The sequence below is a fragment of the Microbulbifer maximicatervae (SeqCode) genome (assembly GCF_052467225.1).
Map to the genome: position 1 here is coordinate 2,854,512 of NZ_CP174303.1, position 14,458 is coordinate 2,868,969.

A 14,458-nucleotide genomic window follows, 5' to 3' on the forward strand; every position below is an offset into this window, starting at 1 on the left:
TTCCCTATGGAAAATATTTCCTTTGCTCTGCTAGTTACAGGCCCGATCTTTTTGATGATTATCGGTGGATACTTGCTTACCAGGCAGGGCATGTTGCATAAATCCTTTATCGACGACGCAACGGTGCTGGTTTTCAACGTGATGCTGCCTGCACTGTTGTTCGATAGTATTTATTCATCGAATGCAAAACCCTCAGAAGAGATTCCCCTTTTAACAGCGGGAATTTTGGGTACCTTCGCGATAATCCCCATATCTTGGCTGATGGCTCGGCCCATTACTGTGAAGGATCGCAGTGCGTTTATCCAGGGGGCATTTCGTGGAAACGTTGCCATTGTGGGGCTCGCCTGGGTTGAGAAGGCGTTTGGTGAGTCGGGCGTTTCTCACTCGGCAGTGCTGGTTGCAGCGTTGACGATTCAGTTCAATGTTTTCGCCGTAATACTTTTTGTTTTTTACAACGAAGAGAAGAAATTCAGCCTGGGCTTGTTGCTGAAGGAGTTGGCAAAGAACCCATTAATCATCGGGGTATTCCTGGCAATTTTGTGCCGGGTGCTGGATATCAAAGTGCCACAAATGGTGCTTGATACCGTTAAAATACTGGGCTCTGCAAGTTTACCAATGGGGCTGATTTGCATTGGTGCGAGTATGAAGCTAGGCCAGCTACTGCGTAGCTCGCCAACAGCGCTGACCTCCTCAGTGCTCAAGTTATTAGGAGTACCAATACTCTCAGTGCTGATTGGTTGGGCCCTGGGTATGAGTCCGACCTATTTGGGCTATTTAATGCTGATCACTGGCTCGCCTTGCGCTATATCGGCCTTTGTGATGGCTCATACCATGGGTGGTAATAGCCAATTGGCGGCCAATATTGTTGGTCTTAGTACAGTGCTCTCTGTTATTTCGGCCAGCATCGGGCTGGCGTTACTTAAGGTGTATATTTAATGACTGTGTTTCCTACTTGGCTGCTGATTGTTGCGGCTTTAGTTATCTTCTCCCTGGCGATTGTAGCTGGCTACTATCTGCGCAAATTATCGATTGCACAGAAGAAGCAGGCCGCGCAGCTAGCTGAGTTAGAGCAGGCTGCAGAGGATCAGCGACAAAGAGTAAATGACAGTATTCAGATTATTGCTCGCACGCTATTGGATGATGGAGTCGGGCTTACCGAAGCTTCGATTCGTATTCGCGTTCTTTTGGATGCACTTCAGGTGGAAGATAAAGTGCGTGAAGAGTTTGTGGCCTTTTACACCATCGCAGAGAAAACCAGTCATATCCCAATTCTCAAAGACTGGAAAGAACTGCCGCGTAAAGAACAGTTCAAGTATGAATTGGAGATGGCGCAAGTAGAGGCGGACTATAAGGATTTTGCGATGGATGCCGCCAAGCGGATTTTGGGGCGTTCTTTTTGAATCTGGAAACTGGAAAATGAATCATTAAACTTGAGTATTTATGTATGTTTCAACGAGCAGAAATCTGCTCGTTGAAATCAGGTGAAGTATTCCCTCCTAAACAATCTGCTGCTGGAACCAGATTGCTTTTTTATAAAATATCTAATTCATAAAAATATATTCCAATTAATTCACCAGCCATCAGCTGTAAACGCCAGCATCGACTACATCTCCATATTTTTATAGGTTGACATCAAGCTAGGTTTTTAGCCTAATCCGCTCAAGATACCTAAAGCCAAAACCAACTTCATTGGTTTGCACTATTTTGAAATTGGCTAACTCATTGATTTTCAATGAAGTTTGCAGGTTTTCTAAGGTGGGGGAAGTGGGTAGGTGTCGAGCCGATGTTATCTATCTACCCTGTGACTCTATCGTCAATATCTTCTATTTATTAAAGCCTCTATTTTCTGAGGCTTAACCAGATATGAAATGTAGGGCGTGATGATATCTGGATGCCCATATAATTCTATCGGTGGGTGCGGTTATTGAAAAGTACGTGGTCGAAGTTTTAAGTGAAATGTCAAATGAATAAAGTTATTAAGAATATATTTCTATTCTGCCTGTGTATACCGGGGGTAGGTTTTTCTCAATCAAGTGAAGATTTGGCTCGAGAAATATTTATCGATGATGTCGCCAAAAAAGAATCTGCAGACCTCAAAGAACTCTTCGATGAACAAAGAGAGGACTTTATAAAGTTATATGAGCCTCTCTATGGGGTTAGTGAAGTGTCGCCGGAAATTGTTGCCATGGAAGAACAGTTGTACATGGATGTGGTGTCTTCCAATGTATTTAAGTTCGACCCCAAGGAGCTTGAGGAATTACTGGTTAATAATATTGTTTCAATGCTCACTTTTGAAGAGTTGCTGGAGTTAAGGGAGATTAATCAAAGGCCAGTTTTTAAAAAGCTAGATCGTATAAATGAAGTGACGATGAAAGCAACACAGCTGCATATGGATGCGTGGCAAAAAGATAATTTAAGGTTAATAGAGTACTTCGTGGAAAGGAATGAAAGGAAGTTGATGAGATTGGAGGAGTTAATAGAACTTCGCAAGAAGGATAGAGACAAGTCCGGATTATAACAGGGTAGAGCATTTTGAGTGCTCAGGCTAATGGTGCAGCGTGAGTTTGATCGCTGGTGGTTGATTATCTTCCGCAAAAGTCAACAATTTCTCAAATGTAATTCGGCATCCCAATTTGGGAGGGCCGTGATTGATAATGTATCGGTTGTGAGCCTTGTTGTAGGATGTCAAATATATGTTTTGCATTGTAGATTCAATGCAATTGGCACGCATAAAGTTTCCAGAATAGACCGCCGCTGCTCACGATATTAGGAGCATAAATTAATGATCTTTAAAGCTATACAATTACTTATTCCTGCGGTTATGATTTTATTTGGGTTTTTCCAGACGATTGTATATCTGAGGATGCGCAAAACATTCGGCAATTGGCCTGTGGTAGTTGGAGAGATCACTCACTCCCGATTGCTGAATCAATTGGATTCCAATGGAAAAAAGGTAACTGAAGCAATAATTGCCTTCAATTATAAATTTAGAGGAAGAGAGTATAAATCCGAAATGCCTGTTTTGCGAGGTTATGACCTGTTTCCGAGTTTGGAATATGAATCTTACCTTACCAAAAAATACCGGCCAGGAGATATTGTTGACGTTCGGGTTAACCCAAAAGTCAGTGGTCTTGCATATTTAGAGGTGGCACCGTTCAGTCGACTAAGTGCCATTTTGGTGCCTTTGTTGCCAGTTTTGGGTGTTGCTCTAATTGTTTTATTTAAGAGTAGCTATTTCGTAGATTTGTACGGATATTTATTGTTGCAGTATGATTTAGCGATGTACTAGTTGCGAATTCGCTAAGAAAAGTTACATCTTGAGTGCCTGATCTTTAAATCAATTTGGGATGCTGCGTTGAGATAGTCGGGGCGGTTGGTTTTTTGTAAGCGCCTGAGGTCGGTTTTATGTGTAGTTCGTGTGAGCATCCTGTTTTTCCTAAAGCTAGATTTATGCTTCCAGTTTTTTTCAAGGAATGTATGTGTTGTTAAGTAGGGGGCTGGAAATGCTGTAAAGAGCTATTTGGAGAGTCGATGTGCAATGTTTATGATTTAGAGGGTATCTTCCGGGTCGATTGTAATATATCCAAAACCCCGGCCACCCTCATATAGAGTGTTATGGTTGCTACCGTATTTAGTATGAGAAAAATTGAAAATTACACTATTCAAGAGTTACAAGAAGCCATTGATGGAATGGACCAGGGAAAATATCCAGAAAGACATGGTAATCTGAAAGCTGAACTTTCTAAGAAAAAGATGGAAGTCCAAGAGCTGAATAATAGGATTGCAGGGCTGTCAGGATCAATTCCCCGGCAAGGAGCGATTGATGAAAGCCGAAATCAATTTACGTTTAAACGTTGCTTTTTAGCATGCTGTTGCAGTATCGGGTTATTATGGTTGGTTCTCGGAGTTCTTGGTTTTTTTGGCTTTGGAACTGTCACTGCAAACGGTGAGCAGGTGCAGGGTGTTAGCGCATTAGTTACCTCAGTGCTGGGTGGCGGCATGAGCTGCTTAATGGTAGGTACCGTAGTTTGGCTGGGTGAGAAGGCCCTACGAGTTTTTGAAGATGCATAAAAGTTAGGCAGCTGAAGTGGTAATTCGTTAAGCTATAACAGAAAAAACTGACATTGAAGTGAAAGTATTGGGTATGTTAGCGAGTTAGGTAAAAAATAGTGAAGATAGAAGTAAGGCAAATGTTTCGGTCAAATGGATTGATTGATGATCTTGTCTTAAGTGCGAAGTCAGAAGATTACTTGCTGTTCGCTGATGCTGTTGGAAAAGCCATTGGGGAAAATGAGTCAGTGCTAGTGATATCTGAGTCAGAAATATCAATCGAGATTATTTGTGATGAGACAAAAGAGGAGCTTTTCACGGCTCTTCAGAACAAAGCTAACGATTACTTTTCAATGGATGATTGGAATAGCCGGAATATTTTAAGGGTGTACGGAAGTGCTGGCATCCTTGCTAGCTTTCAGCGGTTTCTGGTCAAGCTAGCTGGGCGTGGCCCAGGTTACAGCTATATTAGTGAATACTCAGAGGATTATAGTTACTCAATTTTTTCACCTGAGTGGAGGCTTCACATAGAACCCTCTTGAAGATCAATACACTTTACATTTGTAGCCTGATAGTTTATGCCGTATTGTGCTACTTCTCTGTAAAGGGTGGTTGAGGTGTTGTGAGTGAATTAAGTGATGACTGCTATTTTTTTTGGGATGGTTTTATTTGTTCTTCTTATCTTGGGGCTGCTTGGAGTCATTTTCTTGATTCCATTGTGGGTAAAGATGTCAACCGAGTCAGAAGGAGATCCGAATCATATTTATAGTATTTTTTGGGATGAGGCTGGCTTTCAAGGAGACAAAATTATATCAGCTTCAGGGTGCCTTTTTCCGTTCCTGATTTTGGCTAGCCCCAATCTCGATGTTGAGGGGTTGGTTTTTTGTATTGCCGTTTCTGTAATTTTTGGGCTATATCATTCATCTGTTTATAGAGGTTATGCAGTAATTACTAGGAAAATGAAATGGGCTGCGTTAGTAGCTCTATGTATGCTTGCTGCAGTCGGCTTTCTTGTAAGATTTCAAATCTTATCTGATTTTTATATGGTTTTCTGTATTGCTTCAACAGGTGCTGCTTGGGGTGGTTATGCGGTCTATAGGCGGGCTTATCTAATACGTACTGAAAGATTGGCTAGCAGATAAATTACATAAAGTTAAATGGTTTTATATGCTAAATGGCAATACTTGCTATTGATTATGCCATTAGTAATGGATTGGGAAGTTTAGAGTTGGCGCTTAGAGATCATGAGGAGGCAAATTTCATTCGTTACATATAGGCCCTAGACTACTTTATGTTTCTGAGGGGCAGGCTGTTATCGTGCTAGGTTGGTCGCACAAGTTAGCCTTTGGATGTTAAAGCATCCGATTGATATGTCTTACTCATAAAGCAAGCCTGCGGCTGAATACCTTTCCTGCAAAACTATGTCTGCACACGAAAATTTCAATGATTTTGGGATGGGCCAGAGTTATGAGTATACCACCAAAGCCCCTCTATTTACTGTGTTCGTAGTAGCATGATCGAAGCATTTTGATCCTCCCCGTCAACTACGGACACTCCACTATGCGACTAGTTGTTTCTCAAGCGCCTTAGGGTTGAGATAGCCATTGGCGCTGTGTAGGCGATTTCGATTGTAGTTTATCTCCATATACTCAAATACGGTTTCTCTCATGGGGCACCTTGTGGGAAAGCGGTTACCATGAATTGCTTCTACTTTAAGTGAGCTGAAGACAAGTGGCGGCGGGTCACCTTGAGCCAGGTACAGCTAGCCAGCTATTTTGCCAATTACTCAGATATTCTCTCTCTGTGTGAGGAAATCAAACGAAAAATTGGAAAAAATATGATCTCAAGGCCTTCCGTGAGGAGTTCCTAAGTTTTGGTAATGCGCCAGTGCCAATTATCCGAGAGTTAATGCTGGCAAGATTGCAGGAAGAAGATCAAGGTTAAAGGCAGAACCGAGTGCGTAATAAAGTACAAGTAATCTACAAACTATCAGTCGCGAAAGTCGTCAAAGGAATCCTGCGGCTCCCAATAGAAAGTGCCTAATAAAAGGTCGAATAGCGGAAAAGTTAAATTGAAATTATAAACTTTCATTAGTTTACGGTGATGATGAATTCTGTGTAAATGGGCTAACTCACGAAACACAGGCACTTTATGAAACCAGTGACTCTTGGGTTGGTGATAGCCGATATGCATTAGCTCATAAGCCAGGTGATTTAATATCATGGTTGCCGCTGTGATATATCCCATATTACCTGAAGCCACCCAGGATAGAAAAAAACCACAAAGTGGTGCCAGAAAAAAAGTGATAACAGCTGTTAGATAGATTGGAAACAGTACTATACGCCAATCACGAGTTGATTCAAAAGACAGCAAAGGTGCAGAAAAGAAACTGTGGTGATCGCCAGTATGTCTCTTGTAAAACAGTTTGGTAAATCTCAACTTATTATGCCCAGACCACCGATGGGCGGTATACTCTACAGCGTTGTAAGCAAGAATTCCCAGTGGAATTATTAGCAGTTCATGCGACCTCAGCTCACTTATCTGAAAAATACAGTAAATAGCACCGATTAGGCTGATCAGTAGAATACTCCCTAAATGGAACCAGCCGCTATAGCGGCTATGGGCATAGGCTCTATATCGCTCTCTGAAAGCCGCCGTATCATGCATGTTCGACATATTTCACCTGACTTTTTATAGTATTTACGGTTTTTCATGCTATTGACGATAAATATAATTAGGGACATCATGTATCGTCTAATAAATAATTATTAAATGCATTATTCATCAGGTTGATAATGTCTACGCATCTTAGATCACTGGATTTAAATCTGCTTCCCGTTTTTGAAGCACTTATGATTGAGCGAAACCTGACCAGAGCTGCAGTAAAACTGCATATGAGCCAACCGGCCGTCAGTGCTGCCCTCAAGCGGTTGAGAGCTACTTATGAAGATGAGCTTTTTATACGGACCGCTAGGGGATTACGCCCCACTGAACGCGCACTGGTACTGCACCCCTCTATTCACCAGGCACTCAACACCGTCCGTTCAGGCTTCCAGCAAACGTCTTTTGATTACCGGAAAGCAGAGCAGGAATTCTCCATCGTTATGCCCGATGTGGTGGAAACTCTGATGATCCCCGGCTTCTGCAAATGGCTTCGAGAATTTGCACCCGGCATAAGGCTTACTGTACTCCCCGATGAGTCAGAAATGACAGCCAGAATGGTGAGTAATGGGGAAGTAGACCTAATCATTGATTACCTACCAGTCAATTCCCCCAGCTATGTTAACCAGCCTATCGCAGAAGAAGAGCTTGTGATTATTGTCAGCAAACATAATAATAATGTGGGTGAGACAATCAGTGAAAAAAAATTCCAATCGCTGCCACAAGTATCCCTATTAAGAGGAAACCCTATGGGCTCTCCAATGGAAAGGCTAGCCAGGCCCAGAAAGTTACAGCGTAATATTTGTTTACGAGTCCCACACCTCTCGTCTTTCCCCTATGTGGTTTGCACAACCGATTTAATTGGCGTTGTACCAGCAAGAATGATGATTTCAAGCTATTATAAAGAGCTTCCCATACGTATGCTCAAACTGCCAATGGCATTTCCAAAGGTAGTACTTTAGCTCACCTGGCATAAGTCGCAGACAACAAACCCAGCTCATCGATGGCTAAGGGAAATAATTTTGGAGCTTTACCCGAGTTTATAAACGCTGTGTAATACGAGTGCCCTTTGATATTTATGGCTCCCTTTTTTAGTACGGATGTGCTGCAAATAGGGTAATCCTTTTCGAACGTTCTGATAAGGATAATGTCCCACCTAATGAAAGCTAAAGGCTGATTTTTTAGTTTTCAGAGGTTCTGTTATTTCTGAGTGATCAGTTTTAAGTGGTGCGTTGCCCTGGGAAAGGAGTTTAGGGAATGAGCAGGTTTAGTTTTAAGGGTGCGGTAAGAAACAACCGCGGTGCAATATTGTTTCTATTTCTTATGTACTTTTTCAAGTCAGCGTATGCCGATTGGTCTCCAGTACCAAGTGGGTCTATGGAGCCTACTATTCATCCTGGTGACTTTTTGTGGGTAGATAAGACGAGCTATGGGCCAACTTTATTTTTCTTCAATAAGCAGGTTGCTCAATGGGGGAATCCTTCCAGAGGAGATGTTATTACCTTTTTGCCACCTCACACTGATCAACTATATGTGAAGCGTGTAATAGGCGTCCCTGGTGATAGCTTACGTATTGAAGGGGCGAATGTGTTTGTTAATGGAGCTCAGCTTGAGTATCACCTGGAAAGTGGGGTGGGTTCGGACATCCTGGGTAGGGAAGTCATTGATGGCAGGGAGCATCAGTTCAAGCTTAGTGGTAATAAGAAATTGCCATACATTGGGAAGACTATTGAGATCCCTGAAGGTAAGTACTTTGTCATGGGAGATCATCGCAACGATAGCTTGGATTCGAGATATTGGGGCTTGGTTGACCGTGATAGGGTTATGGGCAAAGTTACATCTTTAGCGTTTTCCTTTTCTAAGGAAAGAGATTTCTTTAGTAGTGTGGCGATGCCTCTCAAGTAGGTAGTCAATGATATTTCTTTAAATGGGTGCAGCTGTTCACTGGCAATACTTGTGCTACCAGAAAATAGAGGGAGGGATAAGTGCTCCTCCTTCCCGGTTAAGGATTGCAATAGCAGGGAGTTGCTAACATGAAAGTGATTGATGTTTGGGCCCAGCATCCTACAGAGCGTTTTCTTGCTGAACCTTTCTTTGATACTTTGAGGCGTTGGATGGGGCAGGACTTTAAAGAAGTGCCCCTTGAGTGGACCCTGTCAGCTATGGATATGGCAGATGTGTCCAAGGCATTGATTTCTGCTTGGCATGGGCCGAGCGGGGCCTTGATTAGCAATGATGAAGTACTGGATCTTACTTTAACTCATCCTGACAGGTTTTGCGGTCTGGCATCAGTGGACTTGCGAAAGCCAGTAGAGGCTGTGCAAACCCTGCGCAATTACGTTTTGGAACATGACTTTAAAGGGCTGCGTATTGTGCAGTGGCTCTGGGAGTTGCCTTGTACTCACCCTTTGTATTATCCGCTATATGCGGCTTGTGTTGAGCTGGATGTGCCAGTTTGTTTGCAAGTGGGTCTTACCGGGCCGTTGCGCAGCTCTGATTCTGGCCGTCCTGCTCATATTGAGCGGATTGCTCTCGATTTTCCGGATCTAAAGATTGTCTGCGGCCATATTGGGTACCCTTGGCACAATGAAATGATCGCTTTTGCGACCAAGTTTCCCAATGTCTACATAGATACTTCTGCTTATAAGCCAAAAAGATACCCCCGCGAGTTGGTTTCATTTATCAAGTCTCACGGTAAGAATAAGGTGATGTTCGGGACTAATTATCCCATGCTGACACCGGAGATGTGTTTAAAGGAAATGCACCTTCTGGAGTTGGGGAATGAGGTTGCCGAGCTCTTCTTATATAAGAATGCTGAAAGGGTGTTTAAGCTTTAATAAGCTGTCACCATTGTTAGTCGATTGCAGTGGTCTGCTAAATCCTGCTACAGGAAGAGACTAAGAGGTTTAGTCTCTTCGCAACTCATCCTTGATTGCAATGGGATTGGGAAAGTTCATCACCACAATGTAAGACGACACCAGGAATGTAAGGATCGCGGTTGCCTGGATTAAATGTGATGCTGCGCTGCCAATCAGGTTTTGCGTATAAGCGAGCAGGGCGATTAATAGGGAAAATTCACTAATTTGCCCAAGTCGAAATCCAATATCCCACGAGAGCACTTTGTGCTCACTGCGATTTCCAAGCAGGAAGTGAAATACAACGGGTTTTATTACCAGAACTGCGGCGGCTGTGACCAGGGCAGGAAGTAGAATTTCGGGCAGCATGGCCAGCTTGAATTGCGCTCCGAGGCTGAAAAAGAACAGGATCAGGAAGAAGTCTCGCAGAGGTTTAAGGCTGAGGGCGATGTACTGTGAAATCCGGCTGGCAGCCAGCGTGATACCACCAATAAATGCGCCGATCTCTCTTGAAAGGCCAACAACTTCCGCCAGCTCTGCCATTCCCATGCACCATCCAAGTGCCATTAAGAATACGTATTCGTGAAAGCGGTCAAAGCGGGTAAAAAGTGGCAATAAAATATATTTTACTATTAGCCAAGCAAAAAGTATCAGCAGTGGTAGCGATCCAAAGGAGAGAGCCAATTGCCAGATCTGTTCGTCGCCGGTGTTATCACTCAGCAGTACCATTAGGCAGACTATTGCCACAAAGTCCTGAAAAAGAAGAAGTCCCACCATAAGTTCACCCAAGTGCTTGTGGTGAAGTACGGTCGTGGGAAGCAGTTTGATACCGATAATGGTGCTAGAGAACATCAGCGCCATGCCGATTACCCAGGATTCAACGGTAGTAAATCCAAACAGCAAGCCTATGCCAAAGCCAAGGCCGAGGAAGATTGCACAGCTTACAACCCCCACAAATGTAGCTTTGCGCAATACAGCTACCAGCGCTTGAGGTTGCATGTCCAGCCCCAACAGGAAGAGCAGGAAGATAATCCCAACGCTGGACATATCAGATAGAAGTCGCAGGTTGTCGATTACTGCAAAGCCGGATGGGCCGAGTAAAACACCGAGAGCGATGTAAGCGACCAGAAGCGGTTGTCGTCCAAAAAGAGCCAGTGAGGCAACAATTGCTGCGCCACTAAAGATCAAGAAGAATGATTGGAAAAGGGAGCTGTCCGCCACAGGCCATCCTTGTGTGTGAGCGAGATTTAACCATTATCCATAGATGTGCGAACAGCTGAAAGGTCTATGTGCCTACCAAGTGGTTGCGCTGAGACTTTACTCACCGGATGGAATCGGTAACTCGGTAGTGCTTTTGATCTGTTCCAAGGCAAAGTTGGAGACAATATCGCTAATGCCGACATGCCGGATTAACTCCTTGTAAAAGCGGTCATAGGCCGTGATATCGCTAACTACCACTCGCAACAGGTAATCGTAGTCGCCTGCCATACGGTAGCAAGCCACTACCTCTGGCAACTGTGCCATATGTTCGGCAAAGTTGTCGGCCCACTCCGGTGTGTGCTGGTCAGTTTTAACCTGGGCAAACACTGAGACCGGAAGTCCTAAAATCTCGGCATTAAGCAAGGCGACTTTGCGTCGAATGATGCCGCTCTTTTCCAGTTTCTGCACCCTGCGCCAGCATGGGGTTTTTGTCAGGCCCACACGCTCCGCCAGCTCCTCGATCGAAAGGCTGACGTCAGATTGCAGAATCGCAAGAAGTTTTCTATCAATCGCGTCAAGTGAGGACATAGTGCTATGCGCTCCCTATAAGGTAGGGGTTTTGTGTCCTTGCGCTGATTGCATTGCCTCCCTGGCTACCCCTAACGGTATTTGGGCGAGTGGGTGTGGGGGCTATTGGATGAAAGTCATCGAACTACCATCACACCTACTGCAGATACGATAGGCTCAGGGGGAGAGTGCTGGTAGTGGAATTTCCCTAGATGTGCAACGCTTCTGGGGGAGCTTTTTAGCAGAGGTGAGATTGGGCGGAAGTTGGCCGCCCAATCTTGAATGCAGATCAGGCTGCGTCTTTGGGCGGGAAGCGGGGTTCGAATAGTCCCAGCTCAATGGCCTCGCGGACCTTGGCCATCAGGTCAATTTCTGTCAGTTCCTGCAGCTGTTGCAAGCTGTTGAGAACATAGTAAATGGGTTGAACAATATCGATGCGATATGGGGTGCGCAGTGCGGTAACCGCATCTAAATCGTAGCGCTCTGGTTGGTGACTCAGTGCGTAGAGTGTCTCTTTCGGGGAAGACAGAATGCCGCCACCGTAAATGCGCAAACCATCGTCGGTGTTCAGCAGGCCGAACTCCACTGTAAACCAATAGAGGCGGGCTAAATAGGCGCGCTCTTTAGGCGAGGCTTTAAGGCCCAGTTGTCCGTATTTTTGTGTGAAGTTTGCAAATGCTGGGTTGGTGAGCATGGCGCAGTGGCCAAAAATTTCGTGGAATATGTCCGGTTCCTGCAGATAATCAAACTCTTCGGGAGTGCGTATAAAGGTAGCAACTGGGAATTTGCGATCCGCTAGAAGACCGAAAAAGGTTTCGAAGCCGATAAGGGCGGGAACCCGGGCGACTTCCCAGCCAGTTTCCCTGCGCAGCACGCTGGAGATTTCCTCGAGCTGGGGGATACGGTCTTTCGGTAGGTCCAACAGCTCCAGGCCGTGCATATATTCATCGCAGGCGCGGCCAGGTAAGACATCCAGTTGGCGTTCAATCAGACGCTGCCAAGTTTGGTGTTCAAGGTCGGTATACTCGATAAAGCCGTCTTCATTGGGCTCACGGGCAACGTACTTGCTTGCCTTCTTTGCTTCTTTCTTCATGAATGTCTCTCCTGCGGCTCGGTAGCTCTCGCTGATTCCCAGTGCCCAGCACCTGCCGCTGAACCTGTTGTTGTTATGTTTCGACCTCTATTTTTAGCCAGGCGTGCCCTTGGTGGGGAGAGGTAGCGGCGAGCTATTGCGCCTTCTGGGGAGTTCAAATTACACTTTCTGTAAACATTTCTTTACAGGTGACGCTGTGCGGGTAGAGATTACTTGTGCGAATCGTGTCGGCATTTTGCACGAAATAATGCAAATTTTCGGTAAATATCGGATAAATGTGACCTCTGGTGAGCTCGGGGGTGACAGTGGAGATAAGGTCTATCTGATAGCGCCCGGGATGCTTGCCACTCAATACCAGACTATCGAGAAGTCCCTGCACCAGGTTCCTGGAGTTAAACGGGTGCGGAGGATCTCCCTATTGCCCCTGGAGCGACGTCATTTTGAGTTGGACACTTTGCTGAGTCATGTGACTGATCCGGTTCTTAGTGTGGATCGCGAGGGCAGGGTGGTCGCTGCGAATCTGGCAGCGGCAAGGGCTTTCGGTGTGAGCCTGGACAAGGTGCCTGGTCTACAGCTGCAGAGATTCCTGCCGCTTATGCAGGTCGCAGAATTGCTGCGGGATTTTGCAGTGCCTCGCTACGGACTGCCTCTGGTGGTAAGGGGGCAGAGTTTTCGTGTGGACTGGTCCCCGATCACTCTGGAGGGAAATCCCGGAGCGGTTGACTCACTGGCTGGGGCGGTACTGCGTTTACAGCCTTGGGATAGCAGCGAGTTTGTCACTGAGCTGCCAAGACCGATGGTGTTGTGGGATTTTGATTTGCGTCGAAGGAGTTGCCTCCAGTTACAGGACTTATCTGAACTCAGTGCACCTCTGTTGATACTGGGTGAGCGGGGCACAGGAAAGACAACGTTTGCCTGTGCGGTGCATTACCTCTCCCCATCGGCCTCAAGGGCTGATTGCTATCGAATTATCCCCCGTGACGGCACTATGCAGCTGCCTTCACATCTTCGTCGAACGGGTACTTTGATTCTTGAGGATATACATACTCTCAAAACAGAAGCTCAAGTTGATTTATTGAGAAAACTCCGCAATTTGCCGGCATCGCTGAGATTGGTGGCCACCGCTATTGATAGGGAATCTATTGCGCCGTCACTTGCGCAGCTCTTTTCGTCGTTAGCGATGTCCTTGCCCCCGTTGCGAAATATGCGACCGGCTCTGCCGCGCTATGCCAGTACTTTAATGCGCCAGGAGTCTCCAGAGGCAAGTGAGCTCAATTTTGATCGCGAGGTGATGGAGTTGATCAAACTCCACGACTGGCCGGATAACTTCAACGGCCTCAGGGACTATTTAATGGCCGCATCCAGTCAATGCTTGATTAGAGGGGCTGCGTCGATCAGTTGTGCGGATGTGCCGGATTTAATGGTTAAGGCGGAACTTCCCTGGCGGGACTGGAGCCGTGGACTTACCTATAAGGAAATGATGAAGCAGCTGGAGAGGGCGTTGTTGGCGGACATTATCAAAGGTCACTCCTCAACCAGGGAGCTGGCTAAGGAGCTGGGTATTTCTCATACCGCTGTGGCCAACAAATTGCGGAAATACGGCTTGTCGGCCACTAAAAAATAGTTTGTTTAGCGTTCGATTCGCCCGATCAGCATATCTTTAAACATAACAAAGTCTCCGATAAAACTGTAGAACGGATACTTAAAGGTTGCCGGGCGGTTGTTTTCAAAGAAAAAGTGCCCGATCCATGCAAACCCATAGCCCGCGACAGGAGTAACTGCTAGCCACAACATATTGGAAGTTACTACAGCCGCAATTATTGTCGCGAACACCAGACTGGTGCCGAAGAAGTGCAGCCGACGACAGGTGAGGTTGCTATGTTCCTGTAAGTAGAATGGATAAAACTCGCGAAAAGATTCAAATTTTTGCGCTTCTATTGCGGCCATGCTGTGCCTCCTTATTTTTATTGCACAGTAAAGTATATGACGAATACCTAACCCGGCCAATCAAAGCACGGGCGCAAATTATCTG

General features: G+C 45.4%; 17 protein-coding genes. 11 read left to right on the forward strand and 6 right to left on the reverse strand.

The window, feature by feature from the left end:
* Positions 1-6: 6 nt before the first annotated feature.
* The 7 genes from ACJJIZ_RS12580 to ACJJIZ_RS12610 all read left to right on the forward strand — a co-directional run bounded on the left by ACJJIZ_RS12580 (position 7) and on the right by ACJJIZ_RS12610 (position 5,192).
* Positions 7-936 (forward strand): AEC family transporter, encoded by a 930-nt coding sequence (locus tag ACJJIZ_RS12580; RefSeq protein WP_413665599.1) that lies wholly within the window; start codon positions 7-9, stop codon positions 934-936.
* Entirely contained in the window at positions 936-1,400 is a 465-nt protein-coding gene (locus tag ACJJIZ_RS12585) for a DUF2489 domain-containing protein (RefSeq protein WP_413665600.1), read from the forward strand. Before ACJJIZ_RS12580 ends, ACJJIZ_RS12585 begins: the two co-directional genes overlap by 1 nt.
* Before the next feature lie 563 nt (positions 1,401-1,963).
* Positions 1,964-2,518, forward strand: coding sequence for a hypothetical protein (locus ACJJIZ_RS12590; protein ID WP_444913625.1), 555 nt, complete (start codon positions 1,964-1,966; stop codon positions 2,516-2,518).
* A 264-nt stretch (positions 2,519-2,782) separates the two neighbouring features.
* Positions 2,783-3,289 (forward strand): DUF3592 domain-containing protein, encoded by a 507-nt coding sequence (locus ACJJIZ_RS12595; RefSeq protein ID WP_444913626.1) that lies wholly within the window; start codon positions 2,783-2,785, stop codon positions 3,287-3,289.
* A 326-nt stretch (positions 3,290-3,615) separates the two neighbouring features.
* Entirely contained in the window at positions 3,616-4,071 is a 456-nt protein-coding gene (locus ACJJIZ_RS12600; RefSeq protein ID WP_444913627.1) for a hypothetical protein, read from the forward strand.
* 98 nt (positions 4,072-4,169) lie between these two features.
* Positions 4,170-4,592 carry a hypothetical protein gene (locus ACJJIZ_RS12605; RefSeq protein WP_444897113.1) on the forward strand — a complete coding sequence of 141 codons (423 nt, stop codon included), beginning with the start codon at positions 4,170-4,172 and terminating at the stop codon, positions 4,590-4,592.
* A gap of 93 nt (positions 4,593-4,685) precedes the next feature.
* Positions 4,686-5,192 (forward strand): hypothetical protein, encoded by a 507-nt coding sequence (locus ACJJIZ_RS12610; protein WP_444897114.1) that lies wholly within the window; start codon positions 4,686-4,688, stop codon positions 5,190-5,192.
* 416 nt (positions 5,193-5,608) lie between these two features.
* Here ACJJIZ_RS12610 and ACJJIZ_RS12615 read toward each other — a convergent pair whose 3' ends face one another.
* Both ACJJIZ_RS12615 and ACJJIZ_RS12620 read right to left on the reverse strand, forming a co-directional pair.
* A complete protein-coding gene (locus ACJJIZ_RS12615) occupies positions 5,609-5,719 on the reverse strand; it encodes a hypothetical protein (protein ID WP_444913628.1) in 111 nt (36 codons plus the stop codon).
* A 320-nt stretch (positions 5,720-6,039) separates the two neighbouring features.
* Positions 6,040-6,726 carry a sterol desaturase family protein gene (locus ACJJIZ_RS12620; protein ID WP_444913629.1) on the reverse strand — a complete coding sequence of 229 codons (687 nt, stop codon included), beginning with the start codon at positions 6,724-6,726 and terminating at the stop codon, positions 6,040-6,042.
* A gap of 119 nt (positions 6,727-6,845) precedes the next feature.
* Between ACJJIZ_RS12620 and ACJJIZ_RS12625 the strand changes: the two genes are divergently transcribed.
* The 3 genes from ACJJIZ_RS12625 (at position 6,846) to ACJJIZ_RS12635 (ending at position 9,548) form a co-directional block, all read left to right on the forward strand.
* Positions 6,846-7,673: a LysR substrate-binding domain-containing protein gene (locus ACJJIZ_RS12625; protein ID WP_444913630.1), complete on the forward strand. Its 828-nt coding sequence runs from the start codon at positions 6,846-6,848 to the stop codon at positions 7,671-7,673.
* Between the two features lie 295 nt (positions 7,674-7,968).
* Positions 7,969-8,616: a signal peptidase I gene (gene lepB / locus ACJJIZ_RS12630; protein ID WP_444913631.1), complete on the forward strand. Its 648-nt coding sequence runs from the start codon at positions 7,969-7,971 to the stop codon at positions 8,614-8,616.
* 128 nt (positions 8,617-8,744) lie between these two features.
* Positions 8,745-9,548 carry an amidohydrolase family protein gene (locus tag ACJJIZ_RS12635; protein WP_444913632.1) on the forward strand — a complete coding sequence of 268 codons (804 nt, stop codon included), beginning with the start codon at positions 8,745-8,747 and terminating at the stop codon, positions 9,546-9,548.
* Positions 9,549-9,617: 69 nt separating this feature from the next.
* Here ACJJIZ_RS12635 and ACJJIZ_RS12640 read toward each other — a convergent pair whose 3' ends face one another.
* The 3 genes from ACJJIZ_RS12640 to phhA all read right to left on the reverse strand — a co-directional run bounded on the left by ACJJIZ_RS12640 (position 9,618) and on the right by phhA (position 12,426).
* On the reverse strand, positions 9,618-10,787 hold the full coding sequence (locus tag ACJJIZ_RS12640; RefSeq protein WP_444897120.1) for a cation:proton antiporter domain-containing protein: 1,170 nt from the start codon (positions 10,785-10,787) through the stop codon (positions 9,618-9,620).
* A gap of 96 nt (positions 10,788-10,883) precedes the next feature.
* Positions 10,884-11,354: an Lrp/AsnC family transcriptional regulator gene (locus ACJJIZ_RS12645; protein ID WP_108733441.1), complete on the reverse strand. Its 471-nt coding sequence runs from the start codon at positions 11,352-11,354 to the stop codon at positions 10,884-10,886.
* Between the two features lie 268 nt (positions 11,355-11,622).
* A complete protein-coding gene (gene phhA / locus ACJJIZ_RS12650) occupies positions 11,623-12,426 on the reverse strand; it encodes a phenylalanine 4-monooxygenase (RefSeq protein WP_108733440.1) in 804 nt (267 codons plus the stop codon).
* A gap of 196 nt (positions 12,427-12,622) precedes the next feature.
* On the opposite strand from phhA, the gene ACJJIZ_RS12655 reads away from it, so the two are divergent.
* Complete coding sequence (locus ACJJIZ_RS12655; RefSeq protein WP_444913633.1) at positions 12,623-14,050, forward strand: TyrR/PhhR family helix-turn-helix DNA-binding protein; 1,428 nt, start codon at positions 12,623-12,625, stop codon at positions 14,048-14,050.
* A gap of 5 nt (positions 14,051-14,055) precedes the next feature.
* Here ACJJIZ_RS12655 and ACJJIZ_RS12660 read toward each other — a convergent pair whose 3' ends face one another.
* Positions 14,056-14,373 carry an Mpo1-like protein gene (locus ACJJIZ_RS12660; RefSeq protein ID WP_444897123.1) on the reverse strand — a complete coding sequence of 106 codons (318 nt, stop codon included), beginning with the start codon at positions 14,371-14,373 and terminating at the stop codon, positions 14,056-14,058.
* Positions 14,374-14,458: the final 85 nt, after the last annotated feature.

Coding starts and splice junctions, on each gene's coding strand:
- ACJJIZ_RS12625 (WP_444913630.1), top strand. CDS start 6,846: ATGTCTACGCATCTTAGATCACTGGATTTAAATCTGCTTCCCGTTTTT.
- phhA (WP_108733440.1), bottom strand. CDS start 12,426: ATGAAGAAAGAAGCAAAGAAGGCAAGCAAGTACGTTGCCCGTGAGCCC.
- ACJJIZ_RS12660 (WP_444897123.1), bottom strand. CDS start 14,373: ATGGCCGCAATAGAAGCGCAAAAATTTGAATCTTTTCGCGAGTTTTAT.
- ACJJIZ_RS12580 (WP_413665599.1), top strand. CDS start 7: ATGGAAAATATTTCCTTTGCTCTGCTAGTTACAGGCCCGATCTTTTTG.
- ACJJIZ_RS12585 (WP_413665600.1), top strand. CDS start 936: ATGACTGTGTTTCCTACTTGGCTGCTGATTGTTGCGGCTTTAGTTATC.
- ACJJIZ_RS12620 (WP_444913629.1), bottom strand. CDS start 6,726: ATGTCGAACATGCATGATACGGCGGCTTTCAGAGAGCGATATAGAGCC.
- ACJJIZ_RS12645 (WP_108733441.1), bottom strand. CDS start 11,354: ATGTCCTCACTTGACGCGATTGATAGAAAACTTCTTGCGATTCTGCAA.
- ACJJIZ_RS12635 (WP_444913632.1), top strand. CDS start 8,745: ATGAAAGTGATTGATGTTTGGGCCCAGCATCCTACAGAGCGTTTTCTT.
- ACJJIZ_RS12590 (WP_444913625.1), top strand. CDS start 1,964: ATGAATAAAGTTATTAAGAATATATTTCTATTCTGCCTGTGTATACCG.
- lepB (WP_444913631.1), top strand. CDS start 7,969: ATGAGCAGGTTTAGTTTTAAGGGTGCGGTAAGAAACAACCGCGGTGCA.
- ACJJIZ_RS12600 (WP_444913627.1), top strand. CDS start 3,616: ATGGTTGCTACCGTATTTAGTATGAGAAAAATTGAAAATTACACTATT.
- ACJJIZ_RS12595 (WP_444913626.1), top strand. CDS start 2,783: ATGATCTTTAAAGCTATACAATTACTTATTCCTGCGGTTATGATTTTA.
- ACJJIZ_RS12615 (WP_444913628.1), bottom strand. CDS start 5,719: ATGAGAGAAACCGTATTTGAGTATATGGAGATAAACTACAATCGAAAT.